This is a genomic window from Paenarthrobacter sp. JL.01a, assembly GCF_025452095.1.
Taxonomy (GTDB): domain Bacteria; phylum Actinomycetota; class Actinomycetes; order Actinomycetales; family Micrococcaceae; genus Arthrobacter.
In genome coordinates this window covers 3683414-3705161 of record NZ_CP104877.1, presented here as the reverse complement: position 1 = coordinate 3705161, position 21748 = coordinate 3683414, and the positions used below count along the sequence as shown (strand labels likewise).

The window sequence follows — 21748 nt, the reverse complement described above, 5'->3', positions numbered from 1 at the left end:
GATTTACTCTCGACGCCGGGCGGTTGCGTAGGAAGGTTCCCGCAGCCGCCTGGTCCAGTCGTAGGTCCCGGCCGTGGGCAGCGGATTCAGGACCGGGTCGAACCGTTCAACGGTGTCTTCGGCGTGATCGGCGACCCTGAGCGTCAAGGTTCCAAACCTTGTCCACGCCCCAAGCGGGCTTGCGTGATGGAGTTCCAGCGTCCATGGCTTTTCTCTCAGGAGTGAGTTGAAGGCGCCCGGGTCCATGGGCAGCTTCTGCGGTCCTCCAATGGTCCTGGCGGCGATGAGGACTGGGCCCTTATTCGACTTGTAGGGCATCATGCTGGAGAAGACAGCGCCCGCAGCATCCCGCCGGAGCCTCAGGATGAAACGGCCCAGCCCGGTGGTGGCCAGCAACATGTCCGAACGTTTGCCCTGCTCCGTGAAGCGCACTGCGAGGCCAATGATGTCCGGGAGGGCGTCCGGTAACCCGATGGACCGGGAGATCCGGGCATCAACTTGCGTGCTTCCTGAGGCATCCAGCCAGGGAATGCCTGAAGGTTGTCGTGCGCCCTCGTCCCGGGCAAGGGTGCCAACCAGCCGGATGCCCTTGGGATGGATTGGCCGGTGCGGGCGTACCACTTTGATCGCTTTGAAAATTCCAGCAAACGCCCTGCCGGCCAGGGCTTGTAGCCTGCTGCATATTGACTTCCTGCTGCCCAGTGTTTTCCTGCTGCTTACTGTCTTCCTGCGTCTCGCGGTCTCCACCCGATCACCCTATGCGGTCCACGCGGCGAATGACAGGAGCCTGATTAATACTGGGCCGTGCCTTCACGACCTTCTTTCGGACCAAGCCGCTCCAAAACCAACCTTTTCTAGTTGTTTTTGGACTTCCAGGGCATCAAAGTGGGTCGTGGCGGCACGCGGCCCGGAGCTAGGGCAACCGCGATGGCCGCAGCACGTTCGCCTCGCCGGCCCTGGCGGGATCCAGAGGCACCGGGCTGAGCAGAACGGCTGGCCCACGGTGCAGCCATCCGCCGGAAATGACCTGGCAGCGGACACCACCCCGCCCGCGCATCGCTTTGTGGGCGCCGGGAGCCAGCATCTGGTCCATCCAGGCGCAGGGGTGGGCTGGGCGCCCGGCCTTCAAGCGCACCACATCTCCACCGGACTCAAGGGCGAACTCGTGGCCCAGCAGGGGAGCGAGCTCCACACCGCGCAGCACAACATTCCGGCGGGTCAGCAGGGGGTCCAAGGGTCCGGTTCCGAGTTCGGCGGCGATGGCTTCGAGTGCCTCCACGGCGAAGACGGTCACCGCTGCATCCATGTGGGCGGCCTTGCCGAAGAACCTGTCCCCGACAATGCCTTTGCCGGCAACCAACTCAGCCTGCTCGGCGTCGGTGATCGGAACGTCAGCCGCCCCTTCGCGGGCGCGGCCAAAGTAGGCGTGCCCCGGTGAGACCAAAAGGTGCAGCACGTCGACGTCGTACCTGTACTCAGCTGTCATCCCTCAACGCTAGCCCCAGTTGGCGCGCAGCGCAGGACCCATTGTCCAGTCATGTAAAGCGTGCTTTACTTTGATTATGAGTAAAGCTTCCTTTACATCACGTAGGGCACCGGCCCGACACTACGTCCTGGCCGTCGTGCTGGGGGCAGTGCTGACGGCCGCTGTCGCCGGAGTGGTCGGAGCTACCAACCCGGGAGACCTCTGGCCCGCCGCTGGGATTGGTGCGTTGTGTTCCGCGTACCCGGCACTCTCACTTGGGGTGCGGATCTTCGTCTCCAATAACACCATCACCCGGGATGCGCACGGGGAGCAAAGCGTCGAGCTGCAATGGATGCGCGAGGCAGGCGCGGGGACATTCCTGGACGTTCTGGTGGCCACGATCATTGCTGTGCTGGTCTTGGCCATCGGCCGTTTCCAGATCGACGCGCTCCCGGTACTTGCAGGACTTGTTGCCCTAAGCGTCGTGGATGCCGGCCTCCGGTACGTGGCCATCCGCCGTCGAGCACTGAAGTGAAGAACAACCTCGCCGAGCGTCGGGCCGGCCGCAACTGGACCCAAGCGGACCTGGCCGCCGCGCTCGGAGTGTCCCGCCAGACCGTCATCTCCATCGAGCGGGAGAAATTCGACCCCTCCCTGCCTTTGGCGTTCCTCATCGCACGGACCTTCGGGTGCGCCATCGAGGACATCTTCACTGCAGAGTGATCCGCCTGCCCGGATACAGTGGCACGGTGAACTTTGCTGAAGCGGCCGACGGCGCGCAGCTCGCCTGGACGGCCGAAGGCCAGGGCGAGCCGATGCTGCTCATCGCCGGACAGGCGACAGCCATGGACGGTTGGGGCCCGACGGCGGAACTTCTGTCCCGCTCTTACCGCGTCATCCGCTTTGATCACCGGGGGATTGGCCTGAGTGGGAAGGGCGAAGCTGAGCGCTACAGGACGCGCCTTCTGGCACAGGATGCCGTGACCGTCCTGAACGCAGCCGACGCGGATTCAGCACATGTGTACGGGCATTCGATGGGTGGGCGCATCGGGCAGTGGCTGGCGATCGATGAACCCCGGAAAGTGCGGACCCTCATTCTGGCTGCAACCAGCGGCGGGAAGTGGCCCGACGCCGGGACCATGCCCGATAAGGCTGCGCTGGAGGCCCTGGTGAGCGGCGACGCGACCCGTCTTGAACCCCTCTTCTTCGAAGCAGGCTGGGCCCGGAGCAAGCCCGAAGCGATCCACACCTTCTTCAATTCCCGGGCTTCGGCGTGGGCCAAAGCGCGTCACTTCAAGGCCAGCCGCGAGCACGATGCGTGGAGCGAACTGGGCGCCATCCGCTCTCCTACGCTGATCCTGCACGGCACCGAGGACAGGCTGACTCCTTTGCTTAACGCCCAGCTTCTCCGCGAGCACATCCCCGGCTCCGTGCTGGTCAGGGTTCCCGGCGCGGGGCACGGGCTCCACCTGGACCATCCGGAGACTGTCGAGTGGATCCGGCAGTTCATTGAACGCAGGAGCCGCTAGCCCGCCCCGGTGAGGCGCTGGACCAAGGCATCCACGATCGGCAGTTGCCCTTTGACGAGCTTGGTCCTGGCCACGGCTTCTCCAAACCATTTGGCATCGTCGATCTCCGGGAATTCCTTGATGGCGCCGGAGCCTTTGGGCCATTCCATGGGAAAGGTGTTGCTGACAATCTCCTCGGGCTGAAAATCATTGGCTTCAGCCGCGAACGCAGTGATGAGTTTGCCGGAGGGCTGCCGGAATGTACCGAGCAAAACGTACTCAGCCGGTGGGGGAGGAGTGCCGATTTCTTCGGTGAATTCGCGGCGTGCGGCAGCCAGCGCGTCTTCGTCGTCGGAAAATTCACCTTTGGGAATTGACCAGGCATGCTGGTCCTTCCGGGCCCAAAAAGGCCCTCCCATATGGGCTATCCAGAGCTCCAATTCTTCGGCGCTGTTTCGCCGGTAAAGGATGATGCCTGCGCTGCGGATACTGATGGTGCCTCCCGGGCCAAATGCTGCTTGCACATTTCACAAGAACACCTCAAGGCTACGCCGCCGCACGCCGTCGTTATCCAATCGATGTTAATTCCGGGATTCCCGGTGCCAATTTCACTTCCGACAGGGCTGCGGCTCCTTGATAATCGAGGAGTTGTACCTTCTTCGGGGGTGGAAGGTATTGCGGCCGGCGGGACCAGCCGCCGGCATTTCCGGGCGCATCAGCAGGAGGAAACAGCTATGGCAAGATCAGTGAGGCTCCTTCCACGTGGGGGAAGAAAAATGATGGGGGTCGCCGTGGTTGCTGCGGTTACCTTGTCGATGTTTGCGGGAATTGGTCCATCCAACGCGGCGGACACAACGCCCATGGCCGATGATCCTGGCCCTTTGGGCAGTTTTGCGTGGAAGGGATTCAATTGGCAGAAGCGTTTCTGGGGCGGAGCGCCCATGTACAACGCAAGCTGGGATGCCAACAATGTCAGCAATCCGGACGCAAATGGCTATGTGAAACTGTCCATCAGCAATCCCAGCGGGTCGGCTCCGGTGGGCGCGGAATTCCAATCCACGCGTGAAGGTTTCGGCTACGGCACGTACAGCACCACTGTGGAAAAGGACGTCAGTGCGCTTCAAAAAGAGGTGGTGTGGGGCTGCCTGTTCACCTACGATCCCAACGCCACGCCCGGATACACCGAGATCGACCTGTGTGAGGCCTCGGCGTGGGGCGGCGGTGCCGCATACGGCGAAAGCTGGCCGGTCACCCAGGGACACGGGTACTGGTTCGACGCCACCTTGCCTCCCGGGCAGGGCAACAACACCGTCAATTTCGACGTCACCAATGCGCCGATCCTGACCCACCGGATGGTCTGGGAGCCAGGCAGGATCACCTTCGAGACGTTTGCAGGGGAAGGCTACAACGGACCTCTTCTGAAGAGGACCGTCCTGGAGGGCTCCACCGTTCCCACGCCCGCCAAGGAGCAGATCCACTTCAACCTGTGGGTTACCGGCGGTGGAGGCGGAGATGCGGCACATGTTGCGCCGGAATCAGTCACCATCAGGGACTTTTCCTTCGTACCGGCCAACCAACTCACCGGGCCGGTTCCCAACATCACGGGCACAGCCGCGGTGGGATCGACGCTGACGGCTGTGCCGGGTGCATGGCCAGCCGGGACCACTCTGGCGTATCAGTGGTTCAAGAACGGCACTGCGATTGCCGGGGCCACGGGTCCCACCCGTGTCCTGGCCGCCGCCGACCAAGGTGCCAGCCTGACCGTTCGTGTGACCGGAAGCCTGACCGGCTATGCCTCGGCGACGAAGGAGTCCGCCCCGACGGCGGCGGTGGTGGCAGGAACCTTGGTGGCCCCCACCCCCACCATCACCGGCACGCTCACCGTGGGTTCGACGTTGACCGCCAACCCGGGAACGTGGACTTCCGGGACCTCGTTGGCGTACCAGTGGTACCGCTCCGGCGCCCCTATTGCCGGGGCAACGTCCAAGAATTACAAGCTCGTGGCTGCTGACCAAGCGGACACCATGAGCGTCCGGGTCACGGGAACCAAAGCCGGCTACACCACGGCGTCCAAGTTCTCGGCCAGCACTGCGGTGGTCCCTTAGGAGGCGGAAGGCAGGCTCTTCTCTGCCCGGACGGGAACGATCCTCTTGATCGCCAAGCCCAGTGCCAGCATGGCAAAAGCGGCCAAAGCGAGCCAGAACAGATCGCCGGCTCCTGTCATTGCCAGGGTGCCGGATCCCATCCCGCCCGCAGCTGCTCCGGCAATGGGGTTTACAGGGTTGTTGTACATCGGGGACCTACCAAACTTTCTTACGGTTGAATGCTGCATCCAGGTACGCCTTGGCATGGACAGCCTGGAGGAAGACATCGATAACGGTTTCGTACATGGTTGCGGCCAGCAGCATGTACCTCCAGCCCCGGAACCGCACGGTGACGACGCGTTCGAGGATGAAGATGCCGGTGACTGCAATCCAGAAGGGCTGAAGGTTCAGGCCCATTCCTGAAATAAGCGCGAAGAGGATGGAACCAAAGTAGGCCAGCGTCACTACGACGCCGATCATGGAAAGGAACTGGCGGCCCCAGTAGGGCCTGGTCACTTTGGTCCACCCGTATTGCACGCAGTTCTCCACCGCGCCCCGCTTCCACCGGAGCCGTTGTGCCCACAATTCGCGCCACGTGGGCATGACCTCCGTGACCAAAGTGCAGTTGGCCGGAGAAGCTATGCGGTAGCCCAGTGTCAGCAGGGCGAAGGAGAGTTCGTTGTCCTCGGTAAGGACGGACGTGTCGTAGATGCCGCCGTTGCCGTTACCGGGTGGGAGGGTGCCTTTGAGGCGGGCGGCGGCGACGTCGCGAAGGGTCTTGACGCGGAATAGCGCAGCCGTGCCGGTCACCACCAGGCACTTGCCGTGCAAGCGCTTCACATCGCGGGCGTAGCGGGCGTATTCATTGCGCTGGAGATGGCCGACGAAACCGCCACCGGGACCTCCCCGGAAGACCCCGCCCACTGCGCCGAGCAGCTCGTCCCTCAGGAGGTTTGCAGTGGCGTTCTCAATGAAATCCAAGGCCAGCTGTGAGTCGGCATCCTGGACCAGGATCAGGTCTTCGGGATCGGCATCGGGTAGGAGCCGGCTGAGGGCGAAGTTCAGTGCCCCGGCCTTCTTGTCCTTGTTCCCCACGGTGCGGATGACCTCTGCGCCCTGCGCCAAAGCGAGTTCTTCGGTGTCGTCCGTGCAGTTGTCGGCCACCACGATCACGCGGTCAGGCCTATGGGTCTGGTTGTTCAGGGAAACGAGGGTTTCGGTGATGCCGGCGGACTCGTTGTGGGCCGGGACCAGCACGGTGACTACCCCGCCGGCGGCTCGGTGGGATCCGCGCGGTGCCACGGCCGGGTCCGGCGCATCCGTGTGGACTTTGTTGTCGGTGAGCATGGGGACCCCTCCGTTCCTGCGTTGATTGCGTTGTCTCATTTAGAGTTCCAACGCGAACGCAAGAAAGGGGCAGGCAAACCGTCAAGGAAAACTCAAGGTTTCCTCAGGACTTATCGGCACTCGAGTTCGTGGGAGCGGTGCGGGAACGGGGGTAACTTGCAGGTGGTTTCGCTCGCTTCCCGCGAACTCGCGCTTAAACGCAAGAGGACGACGTCGGGAGGTCCCGGCGTCGTCCTCTTGCGTTTGTTTCGAGCTGCTTAGCGGCTCAGGGCAACCGTGAAGGTTTTCGGTCCGCTGAGGGTCACGGCGATTCCGCAGTTTTCAGCGGCAGCGCGGTGGGAGAGGGACTGGATGGCGGCATCGATGGTGTGGTCGATGGCCGACTTGTCCCAGATTTTCAGCGTGATGGAGTCAGTATGTGTCGTCATTGTCAGTACTTTCACTCAGGCTGTTGACAGCCCCAAGCCTCTTCGCCCGGGGCCGCATCCTCGTCGGTGAGGATTGCTGATTCAGCTTGTATGGGAACGGATTCCCTCATTCATGGTTCATGCTGCCCACCCCGAAAAACAAGCCAAACGGCACAAGTGTGACCGATTACACGTTCCTCATTACTCCGTGTAACCGGTGGCGGCACTGCGCTCGCGCCACCGCTCAACCTCGGCCCGCATGGCTTCCTCCACGGCGTTGTAGGCATAAACGGCGTCGGCTCCGAGCAGCAGGAATCCCGGTGTTTCGTCAGCCTCGACGGCACTGATGATCACTTGTGCGGCCTTGTCCGGGTCGCCGGGTTGGGTGCCGTGTACGGTGTCGTTTTCCTTGCGGCGCTTGCCCGCGGTTTCGGCGTAGTCGTCGATGGCTGCGGCGGACTGCGTCAGGGAACGGCCTGCGAAGTCGGTCCGGAAACCACCGGGTTCCACGGCGGTCACGGTGATCCCCAGGGGTGCCAGTTCCTTCTGGAGGGAGCCCGAAATGCCTTCCAGCGCAGCCTTTGTGGCCGAGTAGTAGCCCGAACCGGGAGGGCAAATCCGGGCCCCGATGGAGGAGATGTTCACGATCGCACCGGAACGGCGGGAACGCATGCCGGGCAGGACGGCCTTGATCATGGCGACGGGACCGAAAACGTTGGTGTCGAACAGGGCGCGGACATCGGCGTCGTCGCCCTCTTCAACGGCAGCGCGGTAACCGTAGCCGGCGTTGTTGACCAGGACGTCGACGCCGCCGAAACGTTCCTCCGCCTGCTTCACAGCCGCGTCCACCTGGGACTGGTTGGTGACATCGAGCGCTACGGCGAGTGCCGTCGTCGGGAATTCCGTGGCGAGGTCCTGCAGGGAATCGGTGTTGCGGGCGGTGACGACGGCGTTATCGCCTTTCGCGAGGACCGCTTGGGCCAGTGCGCGGCCAAGTCCCGTGGAGCAGCCAGTGATGAGCCAGGTAGTCATGTGGTTCCTTTCATGGTTGACCTATCAAACTGAACGCTACTCCCCACGGCTGAGGGAGTGCCTGAGTTAACAGGTACTGACAGGGCCACTGTGAAGATCAACCCACATGGACCCACGGCCGCCGGCTCACGTCCGGTTCTGCTTCCCGCAGGACTTCACGGGTGACAGGGGCGATCTCGCCCTCGCCCAGGAACAGGAAACGCAGCAGGTTGGTGATCGGGTTGCCTTCGGTCCAGCGGAAATAGATGTGGGGCATCAGGCCTGTGACATCGCGGATATGGAGCAGCACGGAGGCAATGGTGTTCGCCACCACGGGACCGTGGACCTCCAGGATCCGGTAGCCGTGGCGTTCGATGCCCTTGACGTAGAGCTCTGTCTCGAAATCGGACGTGTCGTCCAGCACCACTTCCAGGAACATGCCGTGATAGTTGAGGGGGAGGTGGCTGACCTCGATGGCCGAGACCAGCTTCTCCCGGTACGCCTCGACCGTGAGCCTGCGGGGTTCATGGGCGATGAGTCGGATGGGACCGGAGTCGTCGTCGAGGATGAACTCGAGGGCGTTGCGGTCCATGTGGACATGCGTGGCGTGCAACTCAAAGGACCTCCGCACCCGGGACAGCAGGGAAATGCCGATGATTCCCGCGATGAAGACTGCCGCGATCCGGATGCCTTCCGGGCGCTCGACGACGTTCGCCACTGTGGTGTAAACGAAGACCGTCGCTATCGCACCGAACGCGATAGTGCGCTTGCGTTGACGACGACGGCGGCTGGACAGCGTGACGGCCACGGCAGCTGACGTCATGAGCACCAGGACGCCGGTGGCGTACGCACCGCCCTGGGCGTCGACGTCGGCGTTGAAGACCACGGTGATGAAGAACCCAACCAGCGTGAAAACGAGAACCAGTGGCCTGACTGCCTTGGCCCAGTCGGGGGCCATGCCGTAGCGGGGGAGGTAGCGCGGGACGAGGTTGAGCAGGCCGGCCATGGCGGAGGCCCCGGCGAACCACAGGATGGCGATTGTGCTGACGTCGTACACGGTCCCGAAGCCGAGGCCCAAGTACTCGTGGGCCAGGTAGGCCAGGGCGCGGCCGTTTGCCTGGCCACCCGTTTCGAACTCGTGTTCGGGGATCAGGACCACCGTGGTGAAGCTGGACGTGATGAGGAAGGAACTCATGATCAAGGCCGCTGTGGTCAGCATCCGCCGCGTACCCCGGATGCGGCCCGTGGGCTTGGCCTCGGTGTCTTCCGGATCGCCTTGGACCTGCGGCATCACGGCAACGCCGGTTTCGAAGCCGGACAGGCCCAGCGCGAGCTTGGGGAAAACTATGCACGCGATCGCTATGGCCATGATCGGGTTGCCGTGAGAGGTCCACAGCAGCTGCCACCAATTCCCCACCGCGGTGGGATGGGTGAGCACTTCCACCACCGTGGTGGCGACGACCACCACGTTCAGCCCGAGGTAGAGGACCACCAGGACAACGGCGACACCGATCGCTTCCTTGAACCCGCGCAGGAACACCGCCGCCAGGAGAGCCAAGAGGAACAAGGTCACCAGCACGTTCTGGCCTTGCAACCAGCCGGGCATGACCGGGTTTTGGATGAGGTGGGCTGTGGCGTCGGCAGCGGACAGGGTCATGGTGATCATGAAATCCGTGGCTGCGAAGCCCAGGAGCACCAGGACCAGGAGCTTGCCGCCCCAGCGGGGGAGCAGCCGCTCCAGCATGGCAATGGAACCCTCGCCCCGGGGGCTCTCGCCGGCTACCCTCCGGTACACAGGCAGTGCACCGAGCAGGGTCACGGCAACAAGGACGATGGTGGCCAACGGCGAGATCACCCCGGCAGCAAGCGCGGCTATGGCCGGCTGGTAACCCAATGTGGAGAAGTAGTCCACGCCCGTCAGGCACATGACCTGCCACCAGTGGTGCTTCTTTTCATGGGCCGCGCTGACGCCGCCTGGCCCGGGGTGTCGCCCTTTGTTGTCCTGCAGGCCGAACAGGAGCCAGATCCGGAACGATGTCCAGCCCTTGGGCCCCTGCGCTGACGGGTCTGCCGGGGGCCTGCTTAACGTGGTCATGGGTTTCCTCCCAGCCCTACGCTCATTCGATCTGAGCTGAACATAGCACCGCTAAGGATGCTTGGTACCGGACCGGGAGGATTCTTGATGAGTCCTTAACGCGGCAGGGAAACTGGAGGTCCGTCGACCCTCTCTCACATAACACCCGCTTCCGGCCGACCCTCTCTCACGTGGTGATAGAGGGTCGACGGGAAAGGGCTGGAACGTGAGAGAGCGCTGGAGGGCTGCCACATGAAAAAGGCCGCCCGGGACAGCGCGTCCCGGGCGGCCCTTGTTGTCAGTGCTGGCCTGGGCTTGTCAGTGCTGGCCGAGCGAACCACCCAGCGGTGGTATGGCACCCGGCCCGCGCCGGCCGTCCGGTCCGGTGGCGTCCTCCGACGTGTCTCCTTGGAAGACTCCGGCACCTGACTCGTCCTCGTCCGAGCGCTCGGCCTCGCTACGGGTGTCGCTCTCGGCCGTGCCGTCCGAATCGCCCTCAAGGTCGTCGGCCAAACCATTGGTCTGGTCGAAGGGGTGGGTGATCGGATTCAAGGTGTCCTCGCTTGCGGTGGTGCGTTCCGTATCTTTCTCGGTCACGGTGTCCTCCTCGCTGCATCCAATTGATCAGCATCCTTACAATATCGGGATTTGGAGCCGCGGGCCAGAGGCCGGGCGTGCCTTCCCGACCCTCTTTCGGGCGACGCTGCGGGAAAATCAACCCATACCGGCTGCTTATCGCTTCAAGGCGCGGCAAAGAGGGTCGGGAAGGCACGGGACTTACGACGCCGGGACGGCCGCGCTGCTGCGGGCGTATCGTTAAAGCCCCGGCCGCCTCTCGAAACGGACCAGTGTCATGGCGCGAATCATCATCATGGGCCCTCCGGGTTCCGGCAAAGGCACCCAGGCGGTCCACATCGCCAAGCATTTCGGCGTCCCGGCCATCTCAACGGGGGACCTGTTCCGCGCCCACGCCCGGGAGAGGACCGGACTCGGTTTGGAAGCGGGCGCCTACATGGACCGCGGGGAGTTCGTGCCGGACCACGTCACCACCAACATGCTCAAACAGCGGCTCGAGGAAGTCGACGCGGCCAATGGCTTCCTGCTGGATGGCTATCCCCGGACGGTGATGCAGATCGGGGCCTTGGACGAGTTGCTGGCCATGAGGGGACAGGCTCTGGGAGTCGTCCTTGCGCTCACAGTTCCGGATGAAGAATTGGTTGCCCGTATGCTGCTGCGTGCCAAGGAACAGGGCCGCCGCGATGACACGGGAGATGTCATCCAACGGCGCTTGGAACTGTATCGGGATGAGACACAGGCAGTGCTGTCGGCTTACGCGCAGCGGGGGATTTTGCTCACGATTGAGGGATCGGGCGAGCGTGAAAACATCACGGCTGCCGCCATTGCCGCCGTCGAAAAGGCGTTGGCGTCCTAGCCAGTCGCCGCCGGGAGTTCGCTCCCGAGCCCGCGAAGGTAGGCCGCGAAGCCCTCAGGGGCGCGGGCGTGAGTGCGGCCGGATGTCAGGACCCGCAAAGTGTCGGTGGCAACCACCCGGAATCCTCGGCCGCGAAGACGCTCCACCAGCACGCGGTCCTCGTGGGTCCGCAGTTTGGGAAAGCCGCCGACGGCCAGGTACGTGGAGCCCCGGACACCCAGGTTCGCGCCGTAAATGTGCTGGTGGTCCTCGCGGAACGGGTGCAGTTGCAACCATCGCCCCAACACTGACGGGTCCAGGTCGTTGGGGTCAGGTTCCACGGAACCCAGGATGGCATCGGCGCCGTCGTTGGCGAGCTCCACCTGGCGGGTCAACCAGTTCGCTGGGACTGTGGAGTCGGCGTCGGTATTCGCGAGCCAAAGTGCCTGCAGCGAATCTGGCTGCGACGGCAGTGTGGCCAGCGACTCCAGCGCTGCGCGGATACCCAGACGCCGACTGGCCCCTGTACTGCGCAGCGCAACGTTCATTGCACTGAATCGGGGATCGCCGGCCACGTAGGCAGCGGTGATGTCTGCCGAGTGGTCAGTGCAGCTGTCCAGGACAACGGTGATGCTGACCTGAATCTCCGGTAGCGCCTGCTGCAGGGCATCCGCAGCCGTTCCAAGTGCTGCCAGCGCGTTGCCGATGTGCTGGTCCTCGTTGTGGGCGGGCACGACGACCGCCAACTGCCGGATGCCCTGCGATTCCGGGTTTGTCATGTCGCGGTGTCCGGGGCGAGGAGAACCTCCAGGATGAAGTCTTTCTCCCGGTAAATCCCATGTGTTGGCCACTGAAGCGTGGTCCGGGCCATCGCATGCACCGCTTCCGCGTCGAGCCGCCAGCCGGAGATCGGGTGCCGCCAATGGCACAGAAGCAGCGTGCCTCCGGGACGGGTGGAGGCTTGGATCCGTGCAAGGAGTTCGTTGAGTTCTTCCGGTGAGAGGTAGTAGCCGGTCTCGGACAACACCACCAGGTCGAAGGTACCTTCAGGCCATTCGCGAGGCACAGTGAGATGGCGAAACGCGGCCGAAGAGTGTCCGGAGAATTGTTTCCGGGCTTCCTCCAAGGCCTTGCTGCTGGCATCCACGCCGAGGAATGACTCGCAGCGCTCAGCGAGCTCCTGGCTCAGCGTGCCGATGGAACAGCCCAGTTCCAAGCCTGATTCATAGGATTCCCGAGGCAGCGCGGCCAGGGTCAGTGCCCGTTTCCGGCGTTCGTACCAGCTGGTGGTGTAGCTCCAGGGGTCCTCCTCCCTCGAATGGACTTCATCGAAGATCCGTTCCGCGTCCTTGGCGCTGTTGGTGCCCACCGTCGATGGCTGCCAGGCAAAGGTCTCCCACGGCCTGCCGAAGTGTTCCAGGAAGGTGCTTGAAAGCAGGGTCTCATCGCCGGGCTCTGCGGACAGGGGCTCCGTTTGGGAGGCGTGGGTGCTCATGGCCTTGGCCTTCGCGTCCCGTTCCGCAGCCGAGAGGGGTACCCGGACCCAGTTCCGCCACGTTCCATCGTCCGGTCCCGCCCACAGCCAGTACCAGATGGGGTACTCGAGCAGGCCGTAGCCTCCGGTGCTGGCAACCTCCGCAGCTGTCGAGCCAAGGGTGTCGTGGTCGGTGTGGCCGTCGGAGCGGTAAGGGGCCACTATCGTCACGTTTTCCGCCGGCCGCAATGAGAGCTCGATGACCTCCCGCAACACGGCCGAGATCCGGTCCGCATTGGCTGCCAGTTGTCCGTCCGGCAGTTCCAAAAACCGCCAATCCGCGCTGGGAGCCAGCCCGGACACAGCCGTGCCGAACTCTGTGAGCCTGACAGCGGCAAGCTGCTCCGCCGTCGTCGTGGGCGATTCCGGGTGGGACGCCTCTCCGGCAGTGCAAAGCAGGAACCTGATGTCCGCGCCCGCCGCGTGCAGTTTGGCGACGAGGCCGCCGGCGCCGAGGGTTTCGTCGTCCGGATGCGCGGCGAGCACAACGAACGTCATGCCCGCGAGTTCATCCTGGTCCAGGGGGAGTTCAGGAAGGGCGGCGACGCCGCTGCGAGCCCAATCGGCCTCGGACGTGCCGGCATCGGCGTGCGTGAAGGTCACCAACTGCGGTCCCCTCTCAGCGTCAAGGCGCCCAGCTGGGCATCGTCGCGCATGGCGTGATGCTGCCGGATGTACAGGGACAGGTCCGCCATGCGCTTTCCGTATGCCTCGTCGAACGCCAGCGGGCCGGGGCCGAGGTTCTGCGTCACCAGGGTTTGGACGCGCTCGACGGCGGCGGCTACAGTTCCGCGGACACGCAGGGCGTCGCTCCAGGGGCTCGGGTTGTCCCGGGTGGCGTCGTCGGGATCGGCTTCGGCGTCGAGCTCGACGGCGTACGCCTCGCCGGCGTCGATGCGTTCGGCTGTCTGGGCGAGGTAGCCGATGACTCCGCTGATGGTGCGGTCGATGTCTCCCAAAGCGGCCAACGCAATCTGGTCCGGTTCGCGGCCGTTGGCTGCGGCTTTCGTGAGTGCCGCGGCGAAGTCCCGTGCTACTGCGACAGCCCCGCCGAGCCAGCAGGCGGCCACTCCCATGCCGCCGCACGCGAATCCGGGGCGCTTGAAGTACCAGTCATCGCCGCCGACGGGGGTGGCGGGGACGTTGTCGAAGTTAACTGTGCCGCTGGGGATTTCCTGCAGGCCGCGGCTTGTCCAGGCCGGCGTCTCAGCCGCTACGCCAGGGTTCTTCAGGTTCACCGCGAACGCGGCCCGCCCGCCGTTGTCCGGAAGGTGCGCGGTGATCACGGCGCCGTCCAAGTACTGGGCCAGCGAGCACCACGGTTTGGAGCCGCTGAGAACGAAGCTGCCGTTTGCGGTCCGCTTGGCTTCGAGTTTCATCCCCGGACCCTCGGCCGCGAAAACCCCCCAAGCACCCGCGGTGTCGGTTTCGGCGCCGGACTGGGACAGGATCGCGAGGGCATCCAAGTGGGGCTCAAGGACCCGCCCCGCGGCCACATCCACCGCCGTCACTGAGGAGAGGAGTTCCCACAGCTTGGCCGTGTTGCCTTCACCGGGCATGGGAGCTGTTTGCCCAATGTCCTTTGCGATGCTGAGCAACGCCGGAACATTGCCCACGGCATCGCGCACTTGCTGGAGCAGCGGCTCCAGGGCTTGGAGCTGTACAGGGACCGAGCTGATGCGTACGGGCTGGGGGTCGGGTGCGCTCATGGACCCAGCCTATTCTAAGGACCCTTAGTTTAGCTGCGGGCGAAAAGAAACGACGGCGGGAGGTTCCCGCCGTCGTTCGAAGGCCAACCGCCCCCAACGAGCCCACCCCCTGCAAAAGTTCCCCTTTGTCGCCACATGACACCGCATCTTCACAACTTTTGTCATGCCCGTCACATCAACTTGTCACTAGTCATGACAGATTCCGTAGCTTGGAAGGGTCAGCCGATTCCGAGCCAGGAGAACCCAATGCCTCAATCCAACGAATCCGCCACCATCCCCGCCGACTCCCACAGCCCGCCGGGCCAAGGAACCGGCCGGCCCAGCCCCAAGAAGCCCAGCACCGGAAAGCCCAGCTTCCTCAGCAACCTCGGCGCCGACCTCCCCGCATCGTTGGTGGTCTTCCTCGTAGCCCTCCCGCTCTCCCTGGGTATCGCCGCCGCCTCCGGAGCGCCCATCATGGCCGGCCTTATCGCCGCGGCCGTGGGCGGAATTGTCGCCGGCAGCCTTGGCGGCTCCCCACTGCAGGTGAGCGGCCCAGCCGCGGGTCTGACCGTCGTCGTTGCCGGTCTGGTTGCCGAGTTCGGCTGGCAGGTGACGTGCGCCATCACGGTCGGTGCCGGCGTCGTACAGTTGCTCATGGGTGTCAGCCGTATCGGCCGGGCCGCGCTGGCAGTGTCGCCGGTGGTGGTCAAGGCCATGCTCGCGGGCATCGGAATCACCATCATTTTGCAGCAACTCCATGTGCTGCTCGGCGGGCAAGCCGCAGGGTCCGCCGTCGAAAACCTCACCGCGCTTCCCGCCGCCGTCACCAACGTCGAGCTGCACTCGGCGCTGCTGGGGCTGGCCGTCGTCGCGATCCTGCTGTCCTGGAAGTTCCTTCCCGCCACGGTGCGAAAAGTGCCAGGGCCGCTTGCCGCCGTCGTTGCCGTCACGGCGCTGTCCGTTGCGGTGGCGCCAGGCGTGGAGCGGATCAGCTTCAACGGTTCGATTTTCGACGCCGTCGCCCTCCCCAGCCTGCCCGACGGCAACTGGCGCGCCGCCGCCATGGCCGTCATCACCGTGGCGCTGATTGCCAGCATCGAGTCCCTGCTCTCCGCCGTCGCCGTCGACAAGATGCATGGCGGGATCCGGACAAACCTCAACCGCGAACTCGTCGGCCAAGGCTCGGCGAACATGGTCTCCGGCATGCTCGGGGGCCTGCCGGTGACCGGTGTGATTGTCCGCAGCGCCACCAACGTCGAGGCCGGTGCAAAGAGCCGGACGTCCGCCATCTTGCACGGCGTGTGGGTGCTGGTGTTTTCCGCGTTGTTCGCCGGGCTTATCCAGCTGATTCCGCTGTCCGTGCTGGCCGGTTTGCTGTTGGTGATCGGCGCGAAGCTCATCAAGGTGGCGGATATCCGCACCAGTCTTCGCACCGGTGATCTGCTGGTCTATGCCGTCACCGTGGTCTGCGTCGTGGTCCTGAATCTGCTGGAGGGGGTCATTATTGGCTTGGCCCTGGCCGCGCTGTGCGTGCTGTGGCGGGTACTCCGTGCGCAGATCCAGGCGCACGCCCCAGCCGGGACTGGCCTGCCGTGGCGGGTGACCATCGCCGGCTCGTGCAGCTTCTTCGCGCTGCCCCGGCTCAACCGTGTCCTGCACTCGGTGCCCGAAGGCCAGGACGCCGTAGTGGAACTCAACGCCGATTACCTCGACCACGCTTTCCGCGAATCCTTGGTGGCATGGGAGAAGCAGCAGGCGAACAGCGGCGCCACCGTGGTGGTGGAAGAGCACGGCACCACCGCCTTCAGCGATGCCGAGGACAACACACCGCAGCGCCAGGAACCGCGCGAGTTTCCGCTTCCGCCGCGCACGTCGTGGCAGGTTGCCGACGCCGCAGACCAGAGGAACGACGACGGCGATCCTCACCCGCCGCTGCGGTCCATCCTCCTGGGCATCGACAAGTACCATCGCCGCCACGCAGACAAGGTCCGGCCCCTGGTACAGGACCTCACCGAGGGGCAGAATCCTGACACCTTGTTCGTGGCCTGCGTTGATTCGCGGGTTAATCCAAACCTGATTACCAGCAGTGGCCCCGGCGATCTCCTGACGCTCCGCAATATTGGCAACGTGGTGTGCAGCGACGACCACGACGCCTCGATCGACTCCACGCTGTCCTTTGCGGTCAAGGCCTTGTCCGTGGACTCGATCGTTGTGTGTGGCCACTCCAACTGCGGTGCCATGAAAGCCGTCATCGCTGATGCCGAAGGCTCGGATGCTGGATTGGGACGCGGCTTTGACACCTGGCTCGAACATGCAAGGCCCAGCTACCAGGCACTCCTGGCGGGCCATCCCGTGGCGCGCGCCGCCGAAGCCGAGGGATTCAGCCGCCTGGATCAGCTGAGCATGGTGAACGTGGCCATCCAGCTGGGCAAGTTGTCCGAGCATCCCGTCACTGGACCCGCATTGGCTTCAGGGCAGGTGCAGGCAACGGGGCTGTTCTACGACATCTGCACGGCCCGGGTGGTCCTGGTAACGCCCGAGGGAATCGAGCAGTTGGACCCGAGCATGGCCGTCCGCTAAGTCAGTCGCGGCCGAGCCCCGGCCCGCCACCACCCACTTTGGGCCGCGAAGCAGCCCCGGCACCCCGTAGCCACGGTGTGTCGGGGCTGTTGCAGCTTCAAAGCCGGTGCTGGCGGCACACGCTACGCCCAGTGGTTTCGATGACGCTTCCGTGGGTACGGGATTAACCATTGAAAGGTGCGGAATACTGGACGTAGAACCACGAATTCCGGCAGACGAGGGCTGCCGTTCGAGGAGGTGGCCCACAGAGTGAATGACGGGAACAACGCTTTCAGGCGGAGGCTCGAACGCGGGGCGGAACTTCGTGCCGTTCGTGGCTGGGGCGGCAACGCGCAGGAAGACGCCGAGCTCGAAGCCGCGGAGTCCGAGGAACGCGAGAAACGCCGGAAGGTCGATGACGCTGCCCGCGTTGAATACCTGATCCGCGACGCCATGAACCAAGGGAAGTTCGACAACCTGAAATACGCGGGCAAACCGATTCCAGGGCTCGGCGAGCACTACGATCCCGACTGGTGGGTCAAGGGCCTGATCCAACGCGAACGCCTGAGCGGGATCGGCCCTCCCGCCATTTTGCTGAGGATCGAAGACGCCGAACTCGACGAAAAACTGGACCAGCAATACACCGAGAAACAGGTCCGGGATATCCTGGAAGACTTCAACAAGAGGGTCATCGAAGCCAGACGGCAGTTGCAGGGCGGCCCTCCGGTGATCACAAAGCTCCGGGAGGTGGACTCCGAGGTCCAGCGGTGGAGGGAGCGCAGAGCCGCCTCAGCACCAGCGGAACCGGAACCCGTGACGGAAACCAAACGCACGTGGTGGCAGCGCCTCTGGAACGGCTCCGGCTGACCCAACTGGGGCGCGCACAACAGCAGTCGACGGCGGAACCCGAGTCCCGCCGTCGGCTGCTGTTTGGGTCGTGGTGCCGTCAGGCCAGGCTGTCTTCCTTGGCTGCGACGGGCTCGGAAGCGGCAGGCTTCCGCGTGATCAACGCCGACAGGTGTGCCTGCTGCTGGCGGAAGTGGCCGTGCGCGGTGAGGCCGAACTCGTAGGCGGACTCGGCGTGCTGGGTGAGATCCACGCCGGTGATTTCGTGCTCGTGCGGAACGCGGAAGCCGATGGTCTTGTTGATGATCCGGCCGATCACCAGGGTGCCCAGGCCGGACAGTGCGATCGTGATCACCACGGCTACGGTTTGCGCGATGAGCTGCTGCAGGCCCCCGCCGTAGAAGAGGCCGCCGCCAACCCCGTCAACAGGGGTAGCGATGAAGCCGAGGGAAAGGGTGCCGATAACGCCCGCGCCGAAGTGCACGCCCACCACGTCCAGGGAGTCATCGAAGCCGAACTTGTACTTCAGGTCAACGAACACTGCGCAAGCCGCTCCGGCTACAAGGCCCAGGCCAACTGCGGCCAGCGGGGTGATGTTGGCGCAGGAGGGTGTGATGGCCACGAGGCCGGCAACCACGCCGGATGCCGCACCCAGGGAGGTCGGGTGGCCATGCCGGATCTTCTCGACGACGAGCCAGCTGAGCATCGCCGCGGCCGGGGTCACCAGCGTGTTGACCCAGATCAGGCCGGCCTGTTCGGCGGTGGTCGCGGCGCCGCCGTTGAAACCGAACCAGCCGAACCAGAGGATTGCTGCGCCGATCATGATGAACGGGACGTTGTGCGGGCGGTGGTTGGGGTCCTTGGCGAATCCGTGGCGCTTTCCCACGATCAATGCGAGGACGAAAGCGGCTGTTCCCGAGCTGACCTCAACTACTGCACCACCGGCGAAATCGATCACTTGGCCGAAGACTTCGGTGACGGCGCCGCCGGCGCTCATCAGGCCTCCGCCCCACACCATGTAGGCCAAGGGGCAGTAGACAACGGTGATCCAGATCGGAACGAACAACGCCCAGGCGCCGAACTTGGCCCGGTCGGCGATGGCTCCGCTGATGAGTGCCACAGTGATGATGGCGAAGGTCGCAGCGAAGGTGGCCTTGATGAGGTCGGGGGTGCCTACGAGATCCTGCAGGCCGAAGTGCGCGAAGGGATTGCCGAAGAGCCCCAGGAAGCCGTCGCCGGTGGTCATCGAGTAGCCCCAAAGGACCCACACGACGCCCACGATGCCGGCCGAGATGAAGCTCATCATGATCATGTTCAGTGCTGCCTTGGCGCGGGTCATGCCGCCGTAGAACAGGCCGAGGCCCGGGGTCATGAAGAGCACCATTGCCGCCGACAACATCATCCAGACGTTCTGCGCAGAGATCTCCACCTGCGTTCCCTTCTTATCAAGCCTGTCCGAAACGGGCTGGACGTATCCGGCCCTCGCTAGCCCCCCCGATCAATATTCGGTGAGCTATGTTTCCGACTCAGAAGAGCAAAGTTGCAGGTAAGTTACAGAAATCTCCGGTTCGTGAAGATCAGGTCACTGGCATGTTTCAAGGATGTTAACGGCGCTTCTCCCGCGGCCCCGCAGGATAGCCGCCGCGGCGGCTGGCGATGATGATCGCCAGCGCTATCGCCGTCGGAACCGCAGCTGCCAGCGGAACCAGTTGGGCGCCGAGGCTCGTCAAGGCGAACGCGCCGTACACAGCGCCGACAGCGATGCCCAGTTGGATGGTCACAACCGTGAGACCGTTGGCAGCGTCCTTGTGCTCTCCGCCCGCGCGCAGGATCGCCGCCTGGTTGTAGATGCCCACCGCGCCGAACGCGATGCCCCACAACGTCATCAGGCCGAACGCGCCCACCCAGGTGCCACCCAGCGCCGGCAGCAGGGCGAAAGACAGCGTCAAAAGTACGACGGCGGCAATCACCGAACGCCGCGGGTGCGAGTCAGCGGTCATGCCGGCAATCCAGATGCCCACCAGGCTGGCCACTCCCACCACGGAGAGGGACAGGCTTGTGGCGGATTCAGGAAGACCTGATGCGAGCAGGAACGGCGCAACGTAGGTGAAGAGCGTGAAATGGGCCAGTAACAGCAGGGGCCAGGCGATGGCGATGGCGACCACACCCGGCAGTTTCATTGCAGCCCGCAGCGACGGAGCATTCCGGCTGCCCTGATCGTGTGCTCCCGGAAGAAGCCAGAACGCCAACACCGCCAGGAGAACACCCACACCCGCCAGAACCAGGAAGGAAGCCCGCCACGTCATCAGCGATCCCATGAGCGTGCCGATCGGAGCACCCACGGCGAGCGCAATGCTGTTGCCGCTGAACACTACCGCCATCGACTTGCCCACCGAGTGGGCAGGAACGATCCGTGCCACGTAGGGCGCCATGCTGGACCACAGCATGCCGTGTGCGATGCCGCCAAGGAGCCTGGCGCCGATGGCCCAACCCAGGGCGGGGCTCAACGCCAGCAGGACATTGCTCAGGGCAAACGCCAGGACGGTGGCTATCAGCAGGGTTTTCCGGGGCACCCTTCCGGCCAGGAACCGCGAGAGGGGCAGGGCCGTGAACACGATAATGGCCGCGTATACCGCCGTCAGTGAACCTACGGCTGATTCCTCCACGCCCAGGTCCCGGCTGATCTGGGGCAGCAACCCGGAGGGCAGGAGTTCCGTTGTCACCGCCGTGAAGCCGGCAGCTGCAAGCACCAACAGGCCACCCCAAGGGATCTTGGCTGGCCGGTGGCTTGCTGACTGGTCCCGGGATGTCGCCTCCTCCGGCTTGGGCGCTTGCTGGGTGTCTGCCGCGGCAGGGTCCTGCGTCAAAGACGTCTCCTTTGGTGTGGGTCGCGTTTCGGGGCGTTAGCGCGAACAATCACAACGCTACGCAACGTTGGCCCGCGGAGGGAGTGTCTGTCAGACTTACCCACGCACTTGGAATCTGCGGGCGACCTCCCGCACACTGGGCCTGTGAAGCCGTTTCTCCTGCTGGCCACCCGGGCCGAAGACGCCGCAGCCGATGACGAGTACCAGGCGTACCTGCGTTATTGCGGACTGGATGCGTCCCAGCTTGTCCGTGTCCGCCTGGAATCCAATCCCATGCCGCCTATCGACCTGGCGGACTATTCCGGCGTCATCGTCGGTGGAAGCCCCTACACTTCCAGCGACCCTGTGGAGGACAAGAGTCCTGACCAGATTCGTGTCGAAGCTGAGCTCTCCGCCCTGCTGGACCGGATCGTGGCTGAGGACTTCCCGTTCCTGGGTGCCTGCTACGGCGTCGGGACGTTGGGAGTTCACCAAGGGGCACTCATCGACCGCCGCTTCGGTGAACCGGTGGGCGCCACGGAGATCAGTCTGACCCTTGAAGGGGAGCGGGACCCCCTGCTGCAGGGTGTCCCATCGACCTTCGATGCATTCGTGGGGCACAAAGAGGCCTGCAGCAAACTCCCGGGCCACGCGGTGTTGCTGGCGAGCTCAGCGGCGTGCCCGGTTCACATGTTCCGGATCAAGAACAACCTCTACGCCACTCAATTCCATCCCGAGCTGGATGCCGATGGCCTCATAACCCGAATCAATATCTACAAGAACGCAGGGTACTTTCCGCCCCACGAAGCCGATGCGCTCATTGCAGCTGCCCGGGAATCGTCCGTGATGGAACCCATGCGGGTGCTCCGGAACTTCACACAGCGGTACGCACGCTGGTTGTGAGGCCTGCTGTGCGTGCTTGGGAGACACCTTGGGGCGCAGAGCAGGCCCCGCAACGCAGGGGC

At 64.2% G+C, this 21748-nt stretch carries 22 protein-coding genes; 8 read left to right on the top strand and 14 right to left on the bottom strand.

The genetic code is table 11. From position 1 onward, the window contains the following. Window positions 1–3 precede the first annotated feature (3 nt). Together N5P29_RS17535 and N5P29_RS17530 are read right to left on the bottom strand one after the other, a co-directional pair. On the bottom strand, window positions 4–621 hold the full coding sequence (locus tag N5P29_RS17535) for a hypothetical protein (protein WP_262276077.1): 618 nt from the start codon (window positions 619–621) through the stop codon (window positions 4–6). A 292-nt stretch (window positions 622–913) separates the two neighbouring features. After that, complete coding sequence (locus N5P29_RS17530) at window positions 914–1486, bottom strand: MOSC domain-containing protein (protein WP_262276076.1); 573 nt, start codon at window positions 1484–1486, stop codon at window positions 914–916. A gap of 76 nt (window positions 1487–1562) precedes the next feature. Here N5P29_RS17530 and N5P29_RS17525 point away from each other — a divergent pair, with 76 nt between their 5' ends. Genes N5P29_RS17525 through N5P29_RS17515 form a run of 3 tightly spaced genes read left to right on the top strand, consistent with a single transcriptional unit; the run spans window position 1563 to window position 2994 of the window. Continuing rightward, the gene (locus N5P29_RS17525) at window positions 1563–2000 is read left to right on the top strand and encodes a hypothetical protein (protein WP_262276075.1); all 438 of its coding nucleotides are present in this window, start codon (window positions 1563–1565) and stop codon (window positions 1998–2000) included. After that, the gene (locus tag N5P29_RS17520; protein ID WP_262276074.1) at window positions 1997–2188 is read left to right on the top strand and encodes a helix-turn-helix transcriptional regulator; all 192 of its coding nucleotides are present in this window, start codon (window positions 1997–1999) and stop codon (window positions 2186–2188) included. Before N5P29_RS17525 ends, N5P29_RS17520 begins: the two co-directional genes overlap by 4 nt. Before the next feature lie 26 nt (window positions 2189–2214). Continuing rightward, on the top strand, window positions 2215–2994 hold the full coding sequence (locus tag N5P29_RS17515; protein ID WP_262276073.1) for an alpha/beta fold hydrolase: 780 nt from the start codon (window positions 2215–2217) through the stop codon (window positions 2992–2994). On the opposite strand, the gene N5P29_RS17510 is transcribed toward N5P29_RS17515, so the two are convergent. Beyond that, entirely contained in the window at window positions 2991–3467 is a 477-nt protein-coding gene (locus N5P29_RS17510) for an NUDIX hydrolase (protein ID WP_262278611.1), read from the bottom strand. The two genes, N5P29_RS17515 and N5P29_RS17510, sit on opposite strands and share 4 nt — an antisense overlap. Before the next feature lie 282 nt (window positions 3468–3749). Between N5P29_RS17510 and N5P29_RS17505 the strand changes: the two genes are divergently transcribed. Continuing rightward, complete coding sequence (locus N5P29_RS17505; RefSeq protein ID WP_262276072.1) at window positions 3750–5078, top strand: hypothetical protein; 1329 nt, start codon at window positions 3750–3752, stop codon at window positions 5076–5078. On the opposite strand, the gene N5P29_RS17500 is transcribed toward N5P29_RS17505, so the two are convergent. The 6 genes from N5P29_RS17500 to N5P29_RS17475 all read right to left on the bottom strand — a co-directional run bounded on the left by N5P29_RS17500 (window position 5075) and on the right by N5P29_RS17475 (window position 10493). Then, complete coding sequence (locus N5P29_RS17500) at window positions 5075–5266, bottom strand: hypothetical protein (protein WP_262276071.1); 192 nt, start codon at window positions 5264–5266, stop codon at window positions 5075–5077. The genes N5P29_RS17505 and N5P29_RS17500 overlap by 4 nt on opposite strands. A gap of 7 nt (window positions 5267–5273) precedes the next feature. Then, window positions 5274–6404 (bottom strand): glycosyltransferase family 2 protein, encoded by a 1131-nt coding sequence (locus N5P29_RS17495; RefSeq protein WP_262276070.1) that lies wholly within the window; start codon window positions 6402–6404, stop codon window positions 5274–5276. A 257-nt stretch (window positions 6405–6661) separates the two neighbouring features. Then, complete coding sequence (locus tag N5P29_RS17490; protein ID WP_186313584.1) at window positions 6662–6832, bottom strand: hypothetical protein; 171 nt, start codon at window positions 6830–6832, stop codon at window positions 6662–6664. Between the two features lie 180 nt (window positions 6833–7012). Next, on the bottom strand, window positions 7013–7843 hold the full coding sequence (locus tag N5P29_RS17485; RefSeq protein WP_262276069.1) for an oxidoreductase: 831 nt from the start codon (window positions 7841–7843) through the stop codon (window positions 7013–7015). Between the two features lie 97 nt (window positions 7844–7940). Then, window positions 7941–9917 (bottom strand): APC family permease, encoded by a 1977-nt coding sequence (locus N5P29_RS17480; RefSeq protein ID WP_262276068.1) that lies wholly within the window; start codon window positions 9915–9917, stop codon window positions 7941–7943. Between the two features lie 297 nt (window positions 9918–10214). After that, window positions 10215–10493 carry a hypothetical protein gene (locus N5P29_RS17475; RefSeq protein ID WP_262276067.1) on the bottom strand — a complete coding sequence of 93 codons (279 nt, stop codon included), beginning with the start codon at window positions 10491–10493 and terminating at the stop codon, window positions 10215–10217. Between the two features lie 256 nt (window positions 10494–10749). Between N5P29_RS17475 and N5P29_RS17470 the strand changes: the two genes are divergently transcribed. After that, window positions 10750–11328 (top strand): adenylate kinase, encoded by a 579-nt coding sequence (locus N5P29_RS17470; RefSeq protein WP_262276066.1) that lies wholly within the window; start codon window positions 10750–10752, stop codon window positions 11326–11328. Here the strand turns inward: N5P29_RS17470 and N5P29_RS17465 are convergent. From N5P29_RS17465 to N5P29_RS17455, 3 genes are read right to left on the bottom strand one after another with little or no spacing between them, the layout of a single operon-like run. Then, entirely contained in the window at window positions 11325–12086 is a 762-nt protein-coding gene (locus N5P29_RS17465) for a glycosyltransferase family 2 protein (RefSeq protein WP_262276065.1), read from the bottom strand. The genes N5P29_RS17470 and N5P29_RS17465 overlap by 4 nt on opposite strands. Beyond that, entirely contained in the window at window positions 12083–13447 is a 1365-nt protein-coding gene (locus tag N5P29_RS17460; RefSeq protein ID WP_262276064.1) for a bifunctional PIG-L family deacetylase/class I SAM-dependent methyltransferase, read from the bottom strand. Before N5P29_RS17460 ends, N5P29_RS17465 begins: the two co-directional genes overlap by 4 nt. Further along, a complete protein-coding gene (locus N5P29_RS17455; RefSeq protein WP_262276063.1) occupies window positions 13441–14550 on the bottom strand; it encodes an acyl-CoA dehydrogenase family protein in 1110 nt (369 codons plus the stop codon). Before N5P29_RS17455 ends, N5P29_RS17460 begins: the two co-directional genes overlap by 7 nt. A gap of 246 nt (window positions 14551–14796) precedes the next feature. Here N5P29_RS17455 and N5P29_RS17450 point away from each other — a divergent pair, with 246 nt between their 5' ends. Then, complete coding sequence (locus N5P29_RS17450; protein ID WP_262276062.1) at window positions 14797–17112, top strand: SulP family inorganic anion transporter; 2316 nt, start codon at window positions 14797–14799, stop codon at window positions 17110–17112. A gap of 249 nt (window positions 17113–17361) precedes the next feature. Continuing rightward, window positions 17362–17958, top strand: coding sequence for a DnaJ family domain-containing protein (locus N5P29_RS17445; protein WP_262276061.1), 597 nt, complete (start codon window positions 17362–17364; stop codon window positions 17956–17958). A gap of 79 nt (window positions 17959–18037) precedes the next feature. On the opposite strand, the gene N5P29_RS17440 is transcribed toward N5P29_RS17445, so the two are convergent. Together N5P29_RS17440 and N5P29_RS17435 are read right to left on the bottom strand one after the other, a co-directional pair. Beyond that, window positions 18038–19366 (bottom strand): ammonium transporter, encoded by a 1329-nt coding sequence (locus N5P29_RS17440; RefSeq protein ID WP_262276060.1) that lies wholly within the window; start codon window positions 19364–19366, stop codon window positions 18038–18040. A 175-nt stretch (window positions 19367–19541) separates the two neighbouring features. Continuing rightward, window positions 19542–20708: an MFS transporter gene (locus N5P29_RS17435; RefSeq protein ID WP_262278610.1), complete on the bottom strand. Its 1167-nt coding sequence runs from the start codon at window positions 20706–20708 to the stop codon at window positions 19542–19544. Window positions 20709–20948: 240 nt separating this feature from the next. Between N5P29_RS17435 and N5P29_RS17430 the strand changes: the two genes are divergently transcribed. Further along, a complete protein-coding gene (locus N5P29_RS17430) occupies window positions 20949–21686 on the top strand; it encodes a glutamine amidotransferase (protein ID WP_262276059.1) in 738 nt (245 codons plus the stop codon). Window positions 21687–21748 lie beyond the last annotated feature (62 nt).